Below are 18,821 nucleotides of genomic sequence, written 5' to 3'. Positions count from 1 at the left end.
TAAAATACATTTTAAAATACATTTGAAGAAAATTATTTGAATATATTAAAATATTATTAATTTGAAAATAATGTTATTTTATTAAATGTTGAAAATTAGAGTAAGAGATACAATGTCCTATGATACTTTTTTAAAAATAATGAAAAATGGATGGGGGGGAACAATAGAATGCTCTGAAAATAGCCTTCATGACCCCTCCATATCAACAATGTATAGTAGAATAAGAATGAATCCTTTTGATGCATTAGCTGTAGATAGATTGGCTCATAAAATAAATGCTAATTTTAGAGTTGACAATAATGGAATAGTTATTCATCAAACTAGTCATAAAAACAAGCAGATGAAAATAATTTGGGAAAATATAATCAATGTATACAATACAGAAATCACTAGTGAAATTCTAATTAAAGTAGTAGATGGTAATGAATTAATAATTACGCCTCCTTTCGTCAAGCGCTTCTTTTTAAAACATTATTTTGTCAATGAATTCATTTCATATATTAACAATCATATTCTAAAGAATAAATCTTAAATTTTATATTTTTTCTTTAAATAAATTATTTTAATCGTTTCATTAGTTTAAATTAATAGTTATCTTTAAATCTAGTATTTTAATTAATAGTTTCTGTAAGAATAATTGAGGTATTCTAAAAATTAGTAATCTATTAATTGTCTAATCTTGAGGAGTTTGGACTTTGATTTTAAAATTTATATTTTTTTATATAAGGTTTGTATTTTAGTTTATGGTGTTTTTATTTCTTTTTAATTTAAGAAGCTTTTTATAATATATTTATTATAGGGGAGTGATTTAAAATTTATAATAGGGATCTTTGTATATTTCTTGCATTTTCATTAATTGGTAGTATAGTGGGTTTCATTGATTTTCCTAATCCTGGATATTTCTATAGGAATTCTTGGGTATATTATTTCTCAAATAGAATCAATTAGGTTAAATTTAAAACTATATTATTTTTTAATTTTAGTTTTTATTAGTATACAAATAATTTATTTAATAATTAGTATTTTTAGTAATAATATTTCAACTTATTTGAATGATTTTAAAGGACAAATAATATTCTATTTAGGAATTTTTGGAATTGTAATTTTAATAATTAAAGCTATTAAACCTAATATTGATTTAAAATATAGATGATAGATTTTTTTCTTATTGATAACTATTTAATAGTTATTTTTGATTTTTTTTTAAATGGATTATTTAACATGCTTTTATTAATTATTAAACTTGTAGTATTGTTTATAGGGGATGTTTTTTATTATTTTTAAAGGTTTTAGAGTTAGATCATTACATAAAAAGGCTTTGGATTGTGTTAATGATGGTTTTTATTCAGATGCTTTGGACTTTTATCAAAAAATATTGGAGATTGATAAAGAGGATTATGCTGCGTGGAATGGAAAAGGTATTGCGCTATCAAATTTAGATAGTGAAGATGAAGCTTTGGTTTGTTTTGATATTGCATTAAAAATTGAGCCTAATTGTCATTCTTGGTATAATAAAGGTCTTATTTTAGAGGAAAAATTTAAATTTGAAGATGCTTTGGTAGCTTATAATGAGGCATTAAAACTAAATCAAGATAACATTTCATTGTTGATAAAAATAGCTATTTGCTTAACTGAATTAAAAAGATATGATGATGCATTAAAAAAGTATGATGAAGTATTATTAATTGATAAAACTTCTTATATTGCTTTATACAATAAAGGCATAGTTTTTTCACATCAAAAGCTATATGATGATGCTTTAAAATGTTTTAATAAAGCTTTAAACTATTTTAATCATGATTTATATTTAAAAGAAGATTATGCTAGTATATTATCTAGTAAAGGTTTAGCATTATATAAGTTAGGTAAAAAGAAAGATGCTTTGATTTATTTTGATAATGCATTTGAAATTTCTCCAGATAATTTTATTACATGGTATAATAAGGGTTCTGCTTTAGCGGAATTAGGAATGTTTGATGAAGCTTTAAATTGTATAAATGAGACTTTAAATTTGAATCCTGAAATGGAAGAAGCTATTGAACTTAAACCTATGATTTTAGAGAAAATTAATAATCCTAAAAAGTAATTTTTTTTATATTTTAAAGATTATGTTGCATGAATTAAATTATTTTTAAGATTTTATCATTTTTTAAACTTGTTTGTTTTGCCTTTTCAGGACTTTTAATTTAATATCCAATTTCAAAAAGTATTGTTCCATTTATCAAATCTTGTATTTATTTTGATAGTTTAATAAAAATAGAATTTTTTCTTTCATTTAATCCATTATTATTTTTATTCAAGAATGATTGAATAAACTTGAAGGGATTTTAAACCCTAATATTAATACTATTTTTCATTAATTTACTTTTTTAATAGATTATTCATTTATGTGTATTGTTGTATGATTAATATAGAAAATTATAATAATAAAAAATACCTATAATTGTATAGAATAATTATTAAATGATGAAATAAGGAATTTATCAGATTAACAGATAAAAGGAAAAGAAGTTTTAAAATATGTTGAATAACAACATATGGATTAATGAATTATTGAACTTAGTGTAGGTGATTTTCTGTATCTTGAAAAATTTAAAATTAAAAATTTTAGATTAATAAAAGAAACTACTTTAAATTTTAACCCAGGTTTAAATGTATTAATTGGAGAAAATAATTCTGGAAAAACAGCTATTATTGATGCATTGAGATTATGTATTGGATTTAAAGATCAAAAAAGGGAAATTTATATAAATAAAAGCGATTTTCATATCAATAACGATTTTAACTTATTAGATGATATAGAATTTAATTTATTTTTTAAAATAAACGATGAATTTGAAAAAGCTTGTTTCATTGAATTATATAACCCAAAAAATGATTGTTTAGAACTTAATTTTAGATATAATTTAAATACTTCAGCTCCTATTGAAAGAATAAATTATAAAATTTGGGGTGGAGAAAATGAAGGTCAAAATATTTCAAATGAAGTTTTTCAGCTTTTTTATCATGTTTATTTAGGTGCATTGAGAGATGCCAGAAGACATTTACATCCAGGGAGAAATAGTAAACTAGCCCAATTTTTTTCAAAGATTGATTCTAAAGAATTGAGTCAGGATTTTGATAAAGATGAGATGATTAAAAGCTTAAATGAAGCAATTAAAGATGAAAAAATATTTGAATTCATTGAAAAAGCTAAAAAGGAATATATTAGTACTCATCTGACTCAAACTACTATTGATGACATAGATATTAATATAAAATTTTTACCACATAATTTTGAGGATTTTGTTGAAAAATTTAAAATATTATTACCATATTCCAACGAAACAGGTGATTTAGAACAAAAATATCTGGAATTGCATCAAAATGGGTTAGGATATAATAATTTAATCTATATATCGATTCTTTTAGGAGATTTGAAAGATTTAAATAAGATAGAAAAAGGTTCATATGTAAGTTTATTAGTTGAAGAGCCAGAAGCTCATTTACACCCACAACTACAAAATTTATTTTTTAATTATTTAAATGAACTGAATAAAGAGCTAAACACTGAAAAAAATCAAGGATTCCAAATTTTTGTTTCGTCCCATTCGCCCACACTAACTGCAAAATCTGATCTGGATTCGCTAATTATTTTACAAAATTTTAACAATTCTATAAATAATATTTCAATGAAAAATTCTAATTTATCATTGGATAATAAGAAGTATCTTCTTAAATTTTTAGACGTTACAAAATCACAACTATTTTTCGCTAAATCTGTTATATTAGTTGAAGGTATTTCTGAAGCATTATTATTGCCTATTTTTGGAGAAATTTTAGGATATAACTTTGATAAGCAAGGGGTTGAATTAGTAAATGTAAATGGATTATCTTTTAAACATTTTATTCCTTTATTTTCAAAAAACATTAATTTTGAAAATAATACAACAAAAAATATTTTAACATCTCGATGTTCTATAGTAACAGATGATGATAGAAAAAATCTATTTTCTAGACCATCAAATACATTTAAATCATTGAAAAAAACTGAAGATATTAATTTAAGGGTTTTTGGAGGGATGAAAACATTCGAATTTGCATTATTCAATGCTAGTAATAAAAATATAGAAATATTAACTCCTTTATATAAAAAAGTTCATCCCACCATGGGTAAAAAATTTTCTGAAAAAATAAAAGGTATGATTTACAAAGAACAGTTTATATTCAATAATCTTAAAATTAAGGAAAAATCAGAATTTGCTTGGGAATTATCTATGCTTTTAAATAGTGAATCAGAAGTTAAAAATAAATTCAAAGTTCCAAATTATATTGTGGAGGCAATAGAATTTGCCATTGGAAAAAACGATTAAATGGACTAAAAAGCAGAAAGAAGTTATTAGTTTGGAAAAAAATGGAAAATTTGTTGTTAAAGCTTGTCCTGGAAGTGGAAAAACAACTACAATATCTAGGAAACTTTTTAATATTATAACTAATTGGAATGAAAGTTATTCTGGAGTTGCAACTTTATCTTTCACTAATGTTGCAGCTGATGAAATTAAAGAGAGATTTATCAAGTGGAGCAATAAATCTATTCTTTTCCCACATTATATTGGTACAATTGATAGTTTTATAAATAAATATATATTTTTACCTTATGGTCATCTTGTTATGGGGGTTAATGAAAGACCAATTCTTGTAGGAGAACCTCATGGAAAATGGCATGCTAAATCTCATGGTTGTAGCTATTTTGACAAGTTTACTTATGATATTAATGAAAATATAGTTGAAATGGGAGATTATGGTCTAACTGAACCTGAATTAAAAGAAGTGAAAAGATGTAAAAAATCTTTAATCAGTAGTGGTTATGCTAATCAAGCCGATGCTAATTATTTTTCAATGAAAATCCTTAAAAATTATCCTAATGTTGCTAAAGCAATTGCTTTAAGATTTCCTAATTTTATAATTGATGAAGCTCAGGATACTTCTGATATTCAAATAAAAATTTTTGATATTTTAATTAAACACGGTTTGAACGAAATAATATTAATAGGTGATCCTGAACAAGCTATTTATGAGTGGAATAATGCTAATCCAGAACTTTTCAATGGTAAATTCGAGGAATGGGAACATAATTCTATAATATTCAATAAAAACTTTAGAAGCTCTGAAGAGATATGTAAAGTTACTTCTAAACTTTCAGAAATAGAATACTCAACAGGAAAAGAAAAAAATCTAGATAATATCAGCTATATTCCAGAATTCATTCCATATGATAATGAAAATATTAATGATATAATTCAAAAATATTTAAAATTATGCAAAAAATATAGTATATCTTTATCTAAAGAGTCTGTTGCAGTTTTATATAGAAGTGATAATTTTTTAAAAGAATTTTTAATTAATAACAAATATACTGATGAAACTATTCATAGTATCTGGAAATCAGGAAAAAATTCGAGTCCTGAAAAAATTGCATATACAAAAGATTTTCTGTATGGAAAATTTTTATGGGATAATCAAAACAAGCTAGACGGATTTAAATTAATTGAAAAAGCAATATTTGAAATGTATAATAATTTTACTCATGTAAAACAAGAAGAAATTTCAGAAATAATAAAAAATGTTGGCTTTTATAATCATAGAACTCATATTTATAATATTATTAATTTACTTCCACATACAAGTTTAAAATCAAATATTAATGAATGGATAATTAAAACTAACAACATATTTCATGAGAATAATATTGAATATGAGTTGAACATGATAAAAAGTAAAAGAGGTCATGCTTATTTTAAGGAAGATTTAATTTTTAGTGATATTTTTTCCAACAATCTCAATAATAAAGATATTAAATACCACATAGGTACGGTACACAGTGTTAAAGGAAAATCTTTTAAAGCAGTTTTACTTTTTTTGAAGAAACAAGGTGCAAAAGGTAGTCATTATAAAACACTTCTAAAAAATAATACTTACCTTTGTGAAAGTGAAGAATTAAGAATTGTATATGTGGGAATGACACGACCTGAGAAAATTTTACAAGTGGCAGTTCCAACAAGTGAAATTGAATATTGGAAAAACTTTTTTGAAGATTTTAAGTCCGATGAAAAGATTTTAAGTTCACAATCTACTTTATTCGATGTTTTTTCATAATCAAACATTATTAAATCTTTTAACCTATCTTTGATAATTAATCACACGATTTAGAAAAATATGAGAAACAAAACAATTAATATATATTGGTGATTAAATGGACGAATTTGAAGTGATAATTTCAAAATTTAAAGGAATTGAGTTAGAAAAAAGTAAAATAGAAAAATTAAGAGAAAGTATAAAAAATAATAGTATTCTTATAATAGCAACAATAATATTTTTATTTGCAATTGGAGCTGTATTCTTTTTTGCTTCTTCAGATTCTAATAAAGGTTCATATTTAATTGCTGTTACTTCAATTTATATCATGTTTATAACAAATTTCATCAACAATAAACATAATAATAAACAAATAGAGCAAACAAGAAAAATGATGTCTATTGAGTTAAGAAAAGATGAAATTGAGGATGCATTAAGTCAATTTGTTGCAGATTTAGAACATATTATTAATTCAAAAAACGAAGAGAAATATGTAACATATAACTTATGTAAGATTTTTTCTAAAAACTATTTAAAATATTTACCATATTTCATATATAGGATATATTATGAAAATATTCGGGAATTGATTGCGAAAAACGATGAAAGAGAAATGTTTAAATTAGAAGAGGATTTTGAATTTGTGAAATTAAAAATTAATGATAATCTTGAAAATTTTCAGAAAAGGTACGAAAATTTAGATTCTGAAACAGAATATGGAGTAGCTTTTAAAGGTATTTTTGACCATATATTAAACAGTAGTTTAGAATCACTTGAAAATAATCGTGCAAAACTTATGGTATTTTTAAATGTTCTTAGTATTGCAATAAAAACTACACCTATTGATACAATATTAAAAGTAGAATTTTTAGATGATTAAATCGATTTAACAAACAATATTACAGCCCAATTTGTGAAAATAGTTTAAAAACACCAATTTAAATTAACAATTTTTAAAAACGGACTTGGAGGGATTTAAACCCTCAATCTTAAGATTAGGATTATTTTTTAAACTCATTAATTATATTTATTTTTAATATACTTTTTTTATATATTATTATTTAAAATTAGGAATGTAATTTATAATTTTCGATAGCTACTTTTTAATATTCTTTTTTCAATAACTTATTCTTATATTTCCATCATTTTAAACTAATAGTTACTTTAAATCTAATAGTTTAATTAACTGTTTCTACAATAATAATTGAGGTATTTTGAAAATTAGTAATTTATTAAATGTTTATATATTATTATCATTATTATTTATTATTTTTTAATGCTAAAATATAGTGAATTGAATTGGCGAGATTTGAACCCTTGATTGTAAGATTAGAAGTAATTATTTAACTTATTTATAATATTATTAGTAGCATAGCCCTATATAGATTAATGTGGCAAGCAAATAGAAAAATAAACAGTTAGATTTAATAATAATAGTAGTAACATATATATTTTCAATTTTCTAAGTTTTAGCATATTGTAATTGTTCATTATTCATAACTCATTAAATAGTTTCAAAGTATTGTTTTTATTAATTAAGATAAAAAATAATAGTATTATTTAAATATTACTTTTTATAAATTTTAATATTACTACTAAAATTTCCATGATATATAAGGATTTTATAAAGATATAATAATATGTTGTAGTAGAAATAATAAAGATTTAGGTATGCCTAAAAATATATATATTAATGAATAAATAGTGTTAAAAGGGGGAAAATTAAAAATGAAAAAAGGAAATAAATAATAATATTGGTTTCTTTAATAACTATACTACTCTGTTTAGCAATAAATACAACCTATGCAAGTGAAATTACAATTAATGATACAAATCAAGATGGAATAAAGGTGCAATTGCAAATGGAAATGATATAATATCTCTTGAAAAAGGAAAATACATTGGATCAAAAAATACTAATATAACTATTGGGAATGATCTAAATATAATAATAAAAAATACAGATAATTGTATAGAGTAAATATTAAATGATGAAGCTAAAAAAAGAATTTATGTCAATAACTTTTTTGTATATGATAAATTTAAAGATTCTGTATTATCTTTAAATCTGATAAAGAATCATTTAAACTTATTTCAAGGAGTTATTTTAAAATTTTGAAGAATATATAATTGATTTAAATATGATTATATAATAATTAGATAATGAGGAAAAAAATATTATGAAAACTTTTAAAAATTTATCCAAAGGAATGATACTCACTTTAATATTGATACTATTTTTCTTAACCTTATCAATTACAAGTGCAGCAGATATCCATATAAATACAACGAACGATACATTAAGCAATGTTGTAGATATGGCAAATGATACTGATAATATATATTTAGACACAGGAACATACAATTTTTCACATATAAGCAATGTTAATGGTATAATTGTAAATAAGAACTTGACAATAGTAGGTAAAAGTCGAGAAAATACAATTATTGATGCTGAAAAAACTGGAAGAATATTCAACATCACAACAGGAAACACACTCACACTCATAAACATAACATTAATCAATGGAAATACAGCAGGTGCTGGTGGAGGAATCTACTCACAAGGAACACTCAAAATAACAAATACTAATTTTTTTAATAATTCCGCAAATGTGGGTGGTGCTATTTTCAATTCAGGTGGTGCTAATTTTTCATTAAATAGTAGTACTTTTACAAATAATTCTGCAAATAATGGTGCTGCAATCTATAAAATTGGAGGTAATTTAAATATTTCTGATGTGGAATTTATAAATAATAGTGCAACATGGTCTAATCTATATTTTATAAATTCTAATGTTACCATAGTTAACTCTACTTTTGCAAATATCTCAAGTAAGTATGCAGGAGCTATTTATTCTTCAAATGGTTATTTGAGAATTTATAATACTAGTTTTCTTAATATTCATGTAAATGAAACCGGAGGGGCTATTGGTTTAAAAGATAATTATTATGCAATTATAAATAATTCTACTTTTATTAATACTACTTCTGAAAGTAATGGTGGAGCAATATATTTTGACAGTCAATATAGGTATGAAAATAGTTCTGGATATGAATTAGAAATTTATGATTCTGATTTTATTAATTGTTCATCTAATTTTGGAGGAGCATTGCTTTTATTAAATGGCGATTTAATTGTATCTGATTCTAATTTTAGAAATAATTCTGCTTATTTGGATGGTGGAGCTATTTATACATCTTTTTCTAATGTATTCATAGCAAGATCTAATTTTACAGGAAATAAAGTCTTATATAATTTATCAGATAGAGGCGCTCAAGGAGGAGCATTATACTTTGATAATTCTGAAATCGTACTTTTAAATTCAACACTTGAAAATAATTCTGCTACTTTAAATGGTGGAGCTATATATACATATGATACTAATTTATCAGTATCTGACACTATTTTTATTAACAATTCTGCAGTAAATGGAAGTGGAATATATTGTGACTTTTCTAAAGACATCAACCTTACTAACAATCAGTATAATAATGATACAATTTCTTTAAATAACACTCCTTATGCTTTTATAATGACATACCCTGGTGCTGTCTTAGCATTAGTGAATAATAGTATTATTCTTGTTAATTTACCTTCTAAATTTGATTTACGTGATTTTGGATGGGTGAGTTCGGTTAAAAATCAAGGATCAATGGGTGCTTGTTGGACATTTGGAGCTTTAGGTGCTCTTGAATCTGCTTTATTAAAAGCAACAAATATAGAATATGATTTTTCTGAAAATAATATGCAAAATTCAATGGTTCAATATTCTAAATATGGAATAATTGGATTAACAGAAGGGGGAGGAGATTGGACTGCTCTTGCTTATCTTTTAAGTTGGTTAGGTACATTTCCTACAGAATATGACAGCTATGATGAACTTGGGAAAATTTCTCCAATAATAGTTACAAATAATGATATTCATATTCAAGATATAATTATAATTCCTCCACGTAATGGTTCTATGGATAATAATCTAATTAAAGATGCTATATTAAAGTATGGTGCATTAACTGTTTCTTATCATGTAAATAATTCATATTTTAATCCAAGTACAAATGCATATTATTATAATGGATCAGACCATGCTAACCATGCAGTTTCTGTTATTGGATGGGATGATAATTATAGTAAAGATAATTTTGCAACTACTCCTATAGGTGATGGTGCTTTCATTGTTAAAAATAGTTGGGGAACTGATTGGGCAGACGGTGGTTATTTTTATGTATCCTATTATGATACTTCTTTTGCCACTGATGGTATATCTTCAGGTTATATAATAAATAATACTGTAAATTATAATAAAAATTATCAATATGATTTATCTGGTCTTTCAAGATTCATATCTTCTCCTCTTAATTCTACTTATGTTTATTATTCTAATGAGTTTGAAGCTATTGAGGATGATTTAATAGCTGCAGTAGGTACTTATTTTGATGATTATGATAATGATTATGAGATTTCAATTTATGTAAATGGTGTTTTAAAATATATTCAGGAAGGTAAGACAAATTTCCCAGGATTTGCAACTATTAAATTAAATGATTATATTCAAATTAAAAAAGGTGATATATTTAAAGTTGTTATGAAATCATCAGTAATCCCTGTAATGCAGTATAGTAGAAGTCATTTATTAGCTAATACTTCATTTGTTAATTTGGGTGATGGTGAATGGGTGGATTTATATGAATTAAATATGACTGCTTGTTTAAAAGTTTATACTGTTAAAAATCCAATAATCACTAATTCAACTATTATTGTTGGTCCATCTATTGTTGATATTGGTCGAAATGTCACTATTAATGGCCAGTTAGCTAATTACTCTGGTAATGGTTCTGATATTTTAAATGTTATTGTTGATGGAAATCAGATCTTAGTTTTTATTAGTAATAATGGTATTTGGAGTTTAAATTATATTACTAACAAAACAGGGAAAATTAATGTAACTGTTAATTATCAAGGTAATGAAAACTATACTGGATTTACTAACACTACAATATTCAATGTAAAAGGTTTATTAACCACTATAACTATGAATAATTTTAAAGGAACTTATAATAAACTAGTCACATTGTCTACTACCCTTAAATCCAATGGTAAAACTTTAGCTGGTCAAACTGTTAAGTTTTATGTTAATGGTAAATATGTAGGACAAGGAAAAACAAATTCTAAAGGAGTAGCTACTTATAAATATAAAGTTGGAAAAACAGGTAATTTAATTGTTAAAGGAATATTTACTAATACTTCAGTGTATGATAGTAGTTCTAAATCTAGTAAATTAACTGTTCCTAAATTATCTGAGTTAAAAATCAAGAATAAACTTTTAGTTAAAAAGAGAACAGCTAAAATAAAAAGTATAATAGCTAATTTGGGATATAATAAAGGAACTTTTAAATTAACTTTTAAACTAGCTAAAGGGTTAACTTATAAAAAACCTAAAGTAAGTACAGGTAAAATATCTTACAATAAGAAAACAAAAACATTAACATGGATGATTAAAAACTTAAAAGTCAACAAAGCAAAATCAGCAGCTATAAAATGGAATTTAAAAGCTAAAAAAGGCAAATATAATTTAACACCAAAACTTGTTAAAAACAATTATATAAAATTATTATATAATAATAAATTAAGTTTTAAAGTTAAATAAGTATAAAAAATATTTAAACTATTTTTTTTAAAAAGAGAGATTATTTCTCCTCTCTTTTAAATAAATTATTAATATTTAATACTTTAAATGTATTATTATTATTAGATTTCTGAATCCTTTTGTCTTTATATAATCTTAAAGTATTTTTGTTTTATTTTTTTTTTCAATTAGAATTTTGGTTGATTTGTTATAAAAAGAGAGATTTATATTTTTTTTGGGCTATTTTTCTTAATAATTGAGTTTAATAAAATTATATTTTATTTGAATTAATGAGAGTTGTTTTAAGAGTATTTATGAAATTATGAGGGTGTTTGATATTTTAATAAGAGTTGTGAGATTTATTTAAATTCATTGTAGTGTATAGAGTTAGTTTTTCATTGTTTAAATTTTTTTAATAAGTTTTATTATATGAAAAAGGATTATTTTTCAATCTTAAATAGATTTTATTATAATTAGACTTTAGACCTATTAATTATGAGATTATTAGGTTTGTTTTTATAGAATTATTAATGTTTTTCATATTTAAAAAAGAGTTAATGTTATTGGCTAGTATTCAGTGTAATTTAAAAAAATATGAGCATAAGAATATGAATTATATTTAATTGATAATATTGATTTTAATAGTGAATTATTCTCAATAACTTAAAAATAAGTATAAATTTTTCATGAAAATTACTTAAATTGAAGTGGTGTATAAAGGCATTATGAAAAATCTAATTTTAAATCATTTATAAAGTTTTTCAAGAAAAAATTAGGTAATTTTTTTAGTGTTATGGGTGTTGGAGTTTAATATTTCAGATATTTGTTGCATTTTGTTTTAAAAGGCTATAAAGCCTTGAAAAAATTCTTATTAAATTCATTTTCGAAATAGGTTACTATTTTTAAATAATTTTAATCTAAAATTTGTTGTATTTTTTTGTATTATCAAATAGTAATTTTTATATATTTTTAGACAAAATATTAATTATAGTTTTTATTAGAATATTTATTTAAAATAAAGATTATATTATATTACCAAAGTTTTGTAATGGATATTTAGTATTGAATATTTGTTAATATATTTTAAACACTCTTTAATTTTAATTTAAGGAATGTTTAAAAATTTTTATAGGAAATTAAAATATTAATATGTGGTTGCAATTTTTAAGTAAGGTATTATAACTAATATTAAATATATGTTTAGAGGTTATTTTATGAGTAATAAAAATTTTTTAGAAATAATTACAATAACAATTAGTACGTTATTTTTATTATTGATTGTTGTAATAACAAATCCATCATGGTTAAGTATGCTCCCTGGTGTTGATATTCCTGTTAATCAAAGTGGATTAGGAGCTATTGGAACTTTTATTTTTATAATTATATATTTTGCTTTATTAGCCATAACAACAAATAAAATTGGTCAATATTATAATAAAAAACAAGATCGAAAAGTTTACAATATAGGTTCTAAATCAGTCGATGAAAATGATTTAACAATTAACTTTGATTATATTATCCAAACTAAAACATTTAACAAGTTAATTGGGGTAATAATTGGGATAATTCTTTTTTTAGCAGTAGTTTATTTATTAACACCATTATTTGTTTAATAATAGAGATTATATATGTATTTCATGATTGAAGAGGTTAATTATTAGTTTTCATAATAATATGAAAAATTTATATAGGATATAAAAATAATTAGGGCCCTAGATTTTTATGAAAAAATGAAGAATGTATAATGGTTATTTGATATGTTTTAAGCTAGGACGGTGATGAGTTTCTAAAAGTACAAATGAAATTTGGCTTAAAATTCATTTGTATTTAGTAAAATTATTGAATATTAGTTTAAAGTATTTTCCATAATGTCACTTTTCACCCAATTTTGAGGTATGTGGATTTTCTTTATTATTAAAATCAAAGCTTTAAATTTTAGAATTTTCACTCAAAAACACCATAAAATTTGTACTTTTATAGGACAAATATGCAGCGAACTTCACTCATGTTAAATAGGACCATATATTACTTCAATTTTTCCCAAAAATCTAGGACCCTAAATAACTTGTTCTTATAGTTTCATTAGTTTAAATTAATAGATATCTCGAAAACTAGTATTTTCATTAACGGTTTCTGTAAGAATAATTTAAGTATTCTGAAAATTAGTATTTTATTCAGTGTTTAATCTAATCTCTTCCTATTAAATTATAGTTAACGGACTTGGCGAGATTTGAACTCGCGCTCTAACGATTAGGAGTATTTTTTAAACCCGCTAATTATGTATGATTTTGGATATATTTTTTTATTATAAAGTATTACTTTAAATTAATAATATTTTTTATTATTTATATAAAATGATTTTTGTGTGTTTTTTGTTTTATTGATTTAGATTTTTTGTTATAATTTTTATATTTTATTTTGTATTTATTTTTTGTTTTTTTTGTATTATATCTTTATTACTTTTGTTTTTTATTAGTATTTATTTTTTTCTTTTTGATGTTTTTATAAATATTTATAAAGTTTAATTGATAACTTATCAAATAATATTTAATTATTCATTTTTTATTATAAATTTCAAAATTATCATGTAAGGTTTAAGTGAATTTATATGTCAAGAAAGTATTTTTATATAGCTATATTGGTTTTATGTATTTATTTTTGTATGAATGGTGTTGCTGCTAGTGATAATAGTAGTTATGATAATAGTACTGACTTTAATAGTGATAGTGATTATGTAATTAATGAGTCTGTTGTAAATGAGTCTGATACTCAGAATAAAGCTGAATCAGTTAATAATAGTCCTAGTGAAATTTCAGATTTTGATATTGAGCAGATGAATATTCAAAGTACTAATTATCCGGGTAATGTTTTTAATGAAAATACAGGTTCTTATTTTAATGATTTACAACAAGCTATTGATAATGCAAACAAAGGGGAAAAATTGATAGTCTTTGAGGGTTATTATGAAAATATTATTTTATCTCGTAATGGTTTGACTATAACCTGTGTTAATCAGTATAATTCTACAATAGGCAATCTATATGTTCATTATGTAGTTGGGTGTAATATTTCAGGTTTTACTATAAATTCATTGGATCTTTATAATGCACATGAAAATGTTTTTTGTAACAATTTTTTTGACCATTATAATAATAATATGAATTGGCCCACAAGTAATCCTGTTATTATGATAAGTATTTCTTATTATAATTTATTTGAAAGTAATAAGATAAAACAGAATACTAATGGATTATTCATATTATCTGGAGGTAGTAATTCCACTTTTAGATTTAATCTGTTTGATAAAATTGATTATTATCCTTATGGAGATATAGATGCAGGAGGTAGTTATTTAGATTTAGATAATAATTTATGGTATTGGATGGAAATGATAACATATGATCCTAGCTATTTTGAAAGTATTAAAAATGAACTTATTAGAAATCAGGGGTCTAATGTTGTTTTAGATAAGTGGATTATTCCTAAATTTGATATAATAAACTATAAAACACTGCTTAATTTTAATTTTAATAATTTCAATGAAGATATTTCATCTTTAGGAAGTATGAATAAAATTAATATACTGTATCAAATGTATTGGGATTATAATATCATGACATCTGAGATAAACAATGGCTATGCTGAACTAAATCTACCATATAATATTAATTCATTTTATTTATTAATTGACTACTATATGCCAATCATGTTATTTGAAGATGAAAGTTTTATTTTTAATCGTAATACTAGTAATTATTATAAAAATTTACAAGAAGCAATTGATGATGTTTATACTTTAAATGGTCATACTTTAGAATTATGTGGATCTCATAGTAGTGGGGATATATTCCTTAATAAAAATTTAACAATAAACGGTCGTAATTTAATTATAAATAATTTTTTAATTAATGAGGGTGGTAGTGGTTCTAAAATTTCAAATTTTAATATTAAGAATTTAACAATAAAAAGCTCTAATTATTTAAATATTTTAAATAATCAAATTGAGAATTTATTAATGAATAATTCTAACTTTAACACATTTTTTTCAAACAATATTAAAAATATTACTGAAATATTTAATTCTAATAATTTAAATCTTTCAAACAACCGAATTAATAGTATATATATGGATAGTTCTGATTATTGTATAATTTATTTAAACAATATTACTAAAATCGATATATTTAATTCCAATAACTTAAATATTTCAAATAACCAGATCAATATCTCATCTATAAACAATTCTAATTTCAGTAACATATCTTCAAATAATATTAAAAACAATACTATAATACTTAATTCTAATAATTTAAATATTTCAAATAATCAAATTGATAATTTATATATGAGTAATTCTAATTTCAGCATAATTTCTAACAATATAATTAATTATTTAAATTTGAATAATACTCATAGTAATAATGTTTTTTCTTCTAACAGTGTATGGGATTATTTGTTGAAAACTCATCTAATATGAACTTAAGTTCTAATAATATTAATAATGCAAGTATTTTTTATTCAGATAATATTACTTTTTATTGTAATAATTTGAACAATATTACATTTAGTAATAGTGTTAGTAATTTAAGATTTAACAATATAAAAGGTAAAATTAAAAATATTAATGGTTCTGTTATTGCAAACAATAATTGGTGGGGAACAAATAATGTTACAAATGATCAAATATTAGCTCCTGGCAGCGATAATATTATTCATAATTCTTGGATTGTGATGACTATATATGTAATAAATAGTAGGACGCTTATTTTAGATTTTACTTATAATAATCTTGGTGATAATGTTTATTCTCAAGGAAATATTCCAAATAATATTCCAATCACAATAATAACAAAAACTACTGATTATCGAATTTTAAATAATAAAACTGTCTATACTGAAAATGGATTGGCTTCTTATGAAGCATCTCATTATTTTATATTAGATATTTACTTAGTAAAAGAAATCAAAAGTATTATTTTATATCCTATTGTTGTTTCAAATAATATATCTTCTAAAGTTGTTAAATTAACTGCTAATAATTCTACTATTTATTATAGGATTAACAATGGTCGGTGGATTTCTAGTTTTAACTCTGTGAATATATCTTTAAATGAAGGTTTGAATAGTATTCAGTATTATGCAATAGATTCTTTGGGAAGAATTGGTGATTCTAATACACTAGAATATTATTTTAATCTTTTAAATTATACTGTTGAAATTCCTAATTATGTTAATGTTACATATGATGGTTATGTTTATAATACAAGCTCATATGTTTTAAAATCAGGTATTGGTGGTATTATTAAAGTACCTTTCTCAAGAGAAATTAGAATTAGGACTTCTATTAATACTTATATTTTTATGTATACTCCGTTTGATGATGTTACTTCTGGTTATATTGATATTACTAATGGTGATTCTTATTTCGTTTATTTTGATAAAAATCAAGTAATTAAGTTAAATTCTTCGGATGGTTTTGCAACTAATGATTCCGGTATTTTAATTAAAGCTTTCAATGATGTTATGACATTAACTTATTATAATTTCATAACAGATGACATTAATCAATTTGCAGTTATATACAATAAAGCAATAATAGATTATGAACGTGTAGATTTTATTTTAAATGGCTTTAATCAGTCTACTATTTTTTTAAGTAATGCGCTTCCTGGTTTTGATGAGTGGGGTTTAAGAGAACAATTTGTCCGTAGCTACGGTTATCGTTCGGATTGGTTGACTTGTAAATATGAAGACTTTGCACAATATTATTATAATGTTTTCAGATATACTGCAACCGGAGAACCTTTAGGAGTTAACATTTATGGAAACAGATTAGTTAGAGGTACTTCACAAGAAAATATAACTACAATATTTTCATTAAATAATGAAATTATAAATAAGAAAGAAACCATAACATATGGTACAGGTTCTAATTATGCTTCATCAAATGGATTCGAAATAGTACAAAGCTTTGCAATTGTCCAAAAAATTGTAACTGATAGTATGTTGCAAGAATGGTTAAATAAAAGTAATCTTTATCCTGTTGGTGGTATGAAAGCAGCTTATGGTACTTTTTTAACTGCATTAACAACAATATGGTTAAGTGATAAACTAGCGAGTGCTACTGCTCCTAAATATAATGTTACTTGGAATAGAACAAAAATAACAATTACTATGGCTGGAGTAAATTATATGGGTAGAGCTTATTTGCATACACCTGATGCTAATATGGGAATGAATATTATAAGTAATAATGAGTCAAATATTATTGGATTCAGATTTGTTAGTTCAATGTGTATTCAGGAAATCGAAAGTTATGTATTGAGTTTAACAGGTATTCAAACAAGTTCTTCTTTGAATAATATATTTAATGCTATTAGTAATTTTAATTTCACTATACTTCATGATGGCGAATTGATGATTATTTCAACAGAAGATGGGTCTAATTCTTCAATGGTCATAAATACAACAAGTGGTTTAGTTAAAAATTTAATTGAAGATGATGGTTTTGTTTATAAAGGTGTGATATCTGATGAAATTGCATATTGTTTCCATGATACAATTACAAATCTATTTATTAATGGTTTAACTAATGCATGGAATACTTTAACATCTCCGTTTAGTCCAATATTTAATGATTTTTGGGACTTTGGTGTTGGAATTTCTAAATTTAACATCACTGATAACTGGGCATATTTACCATCTTATATTCCAGGCATCATTGAAGGTTCTCTTGGAATTGTTACAATTTCTTCAGGTATTCTTTTTCCTATTAGTTTAGGATTTATTTTAATGGCTGAAGGAGATTTGATTGTAGCAGTACGAAATGATTTTAAACCTATGGACACATGGCAATATATCAGTTATCATCCTAATACTTATACTAGTAGAATAAAAACATTTGTTTTTAAAAATAATGTGACAAATTATATTAATTATATTGAAGTTCCAATTTTAGGTAATGGAGATTATGATAGGGATAATGCAATTTATATTGATCATAATGGTGCTAGGAATATGACTAAGCAAGAAACATATAATTATTTTTAATGAAAATTTGGGATTAATATTTATTAC

Annotated in this window: 9 protein-coding genes; all 9 read left to right on the top strand. The window is 23.3% G+C overall.

Features of this window, described 5'->3' with window-relative positions; all coding sequences use genetic code 11:
* Nucleotides 1-112 precede the first annotated feature (112 nt).
* The 9 genes from MBBAR_RS01235 (at nucleotide 113) to MBBAR_RS01190 (ending at nucleotide 18,794) form a co-directional block, all read left to right on the top strand.
* Nucleotides 113-532, top strand: a complete 420-nt coding sequence (locus MBBAR_RS01235; RefSeq protein WP_080459457.1) for a hypothetical protein — start codon at nucleotides 113-115, stop codon at nucleotides 530-532.
* A 732-nt stretch (nucleotides 533-1,264) separates the two neighbouring features.
* Entirely contained in the window at nucleotides 1,265-2,086 is an 822-nt protein-coding gene (locus tag MBBAR_RS01225; RefSeq protein ID WP_080459455.1) for a tetratricopeptide repeat protein, read from the top strand.
* 463 nt (nucleotides 2,087-2,549) lie between these two features.
* The gene (locus tag MBBAR_RS01220; RefSeq protein ID WP_080459454.1) at nucleotides 2,550-4,352 is read left to right on the top strand and encodes an AAA family ATPase; all 1,803 of its coding nucleotides are present in this window, start codon (nucleotides 2,550-2,552) and stop codon (nucleotides 4,350-4,352) included.
* Nucleotides 4,330-6,135, top strand: a complete 1,806-nt coding sequence (locus MBBAR_RS01215) for an ATP-dependent helicase (protein ID WP_080459453.1) — start codon at nucleotides 4,330-4,332, stop codon at nucleotides 6,133-6,135. Before MBBAR_RS01220 ends, MBBAR_RS01215 begins: the two co-directional genes overlap by 23 nt.
* A 97-nt stretch (nucleotides 6,136-6,232) precedes the next feature.
* Nucleotides 6,233-6,994, top strand: coding sequence for a hypothetical protein (locus MBBAR_RS01210; RefSeq protein WP_080459452.1), 762 nt, complete (start codon nucleotides 6,233-6,235; stop codon nucleotides 6,992-6,994).
* A 1,300-nt stretch (nucleotides 6,995-8,294) separates the two neighbouring features.
* Complete coding sequence (locus MBBAR_RS01205) at nucleotides 8,295-11,765, top strand: C1 family peptidase (protein ID WP_080459451.1); 3,471 nt, start codon at nucleotides 8,295-8,297, stop codon at nucleotides 11,763-11,765.
* A gap of 1,193 nt (nucleotides 11,766-12,958) precedes the next feature.
* Complete coding sequence (locus MBBAR_RS01200) at nucleotides 12,959-13,357, top strand: hypothetical protein (protein WP_080459450.1); 399 nt, start codon at nucleotides 12,959-12,961, stop codon at nucleotides 13,355-13,357.
* A 995-nt stretch (nucleotides 13,358-14,352) separates the two neighbouring features.
* Nucleotides 14,353-16,221 (top strand): hypothetical protein, encoded by a 1,869-nt coding sequence (locus tag MBBAR_RS01195; RefSeq protein ID WP_080459449.1) that lies wholly within the window; start codon nucleotides 14,353-14,355, stop codon nucleotides 16,219-16,221.
* Nucleotides 16,188-18,794 (top strand): hypothetical protein, encoded by a 2,607-nt coding sequence (locus MBBAR_RS01190; RefSeq protein WP_080459448.1) that lies wholly within the window; start codon nucleotides 16,188-16,190, stop codon nucleotides 18,792-18,794. Before MBBAR_RS01195 ends, MBBAR_RS01190 begins: the two co-directional genes overlap by 34 nt.
* The last annotated feature ends 27 nt before the right edge of the window (nucleotides 18,795-18,821 follow it).

Source organism: Methanobrevibacter arboriphilus JCM 13429 = DSM 1125, assembly GCF_002072215.1.
GTDB classification, from domain to species: domain Archaea; phylum Methanobacteriota; class Methanobacteria; order Methanobacteriales; family Methanobacteriaceae; genus Methanobinarius; species Methanobinarius arboriphilicus.
This window is presented reverse-complemented; position numbering and strand designations above follow the sequence as displayed.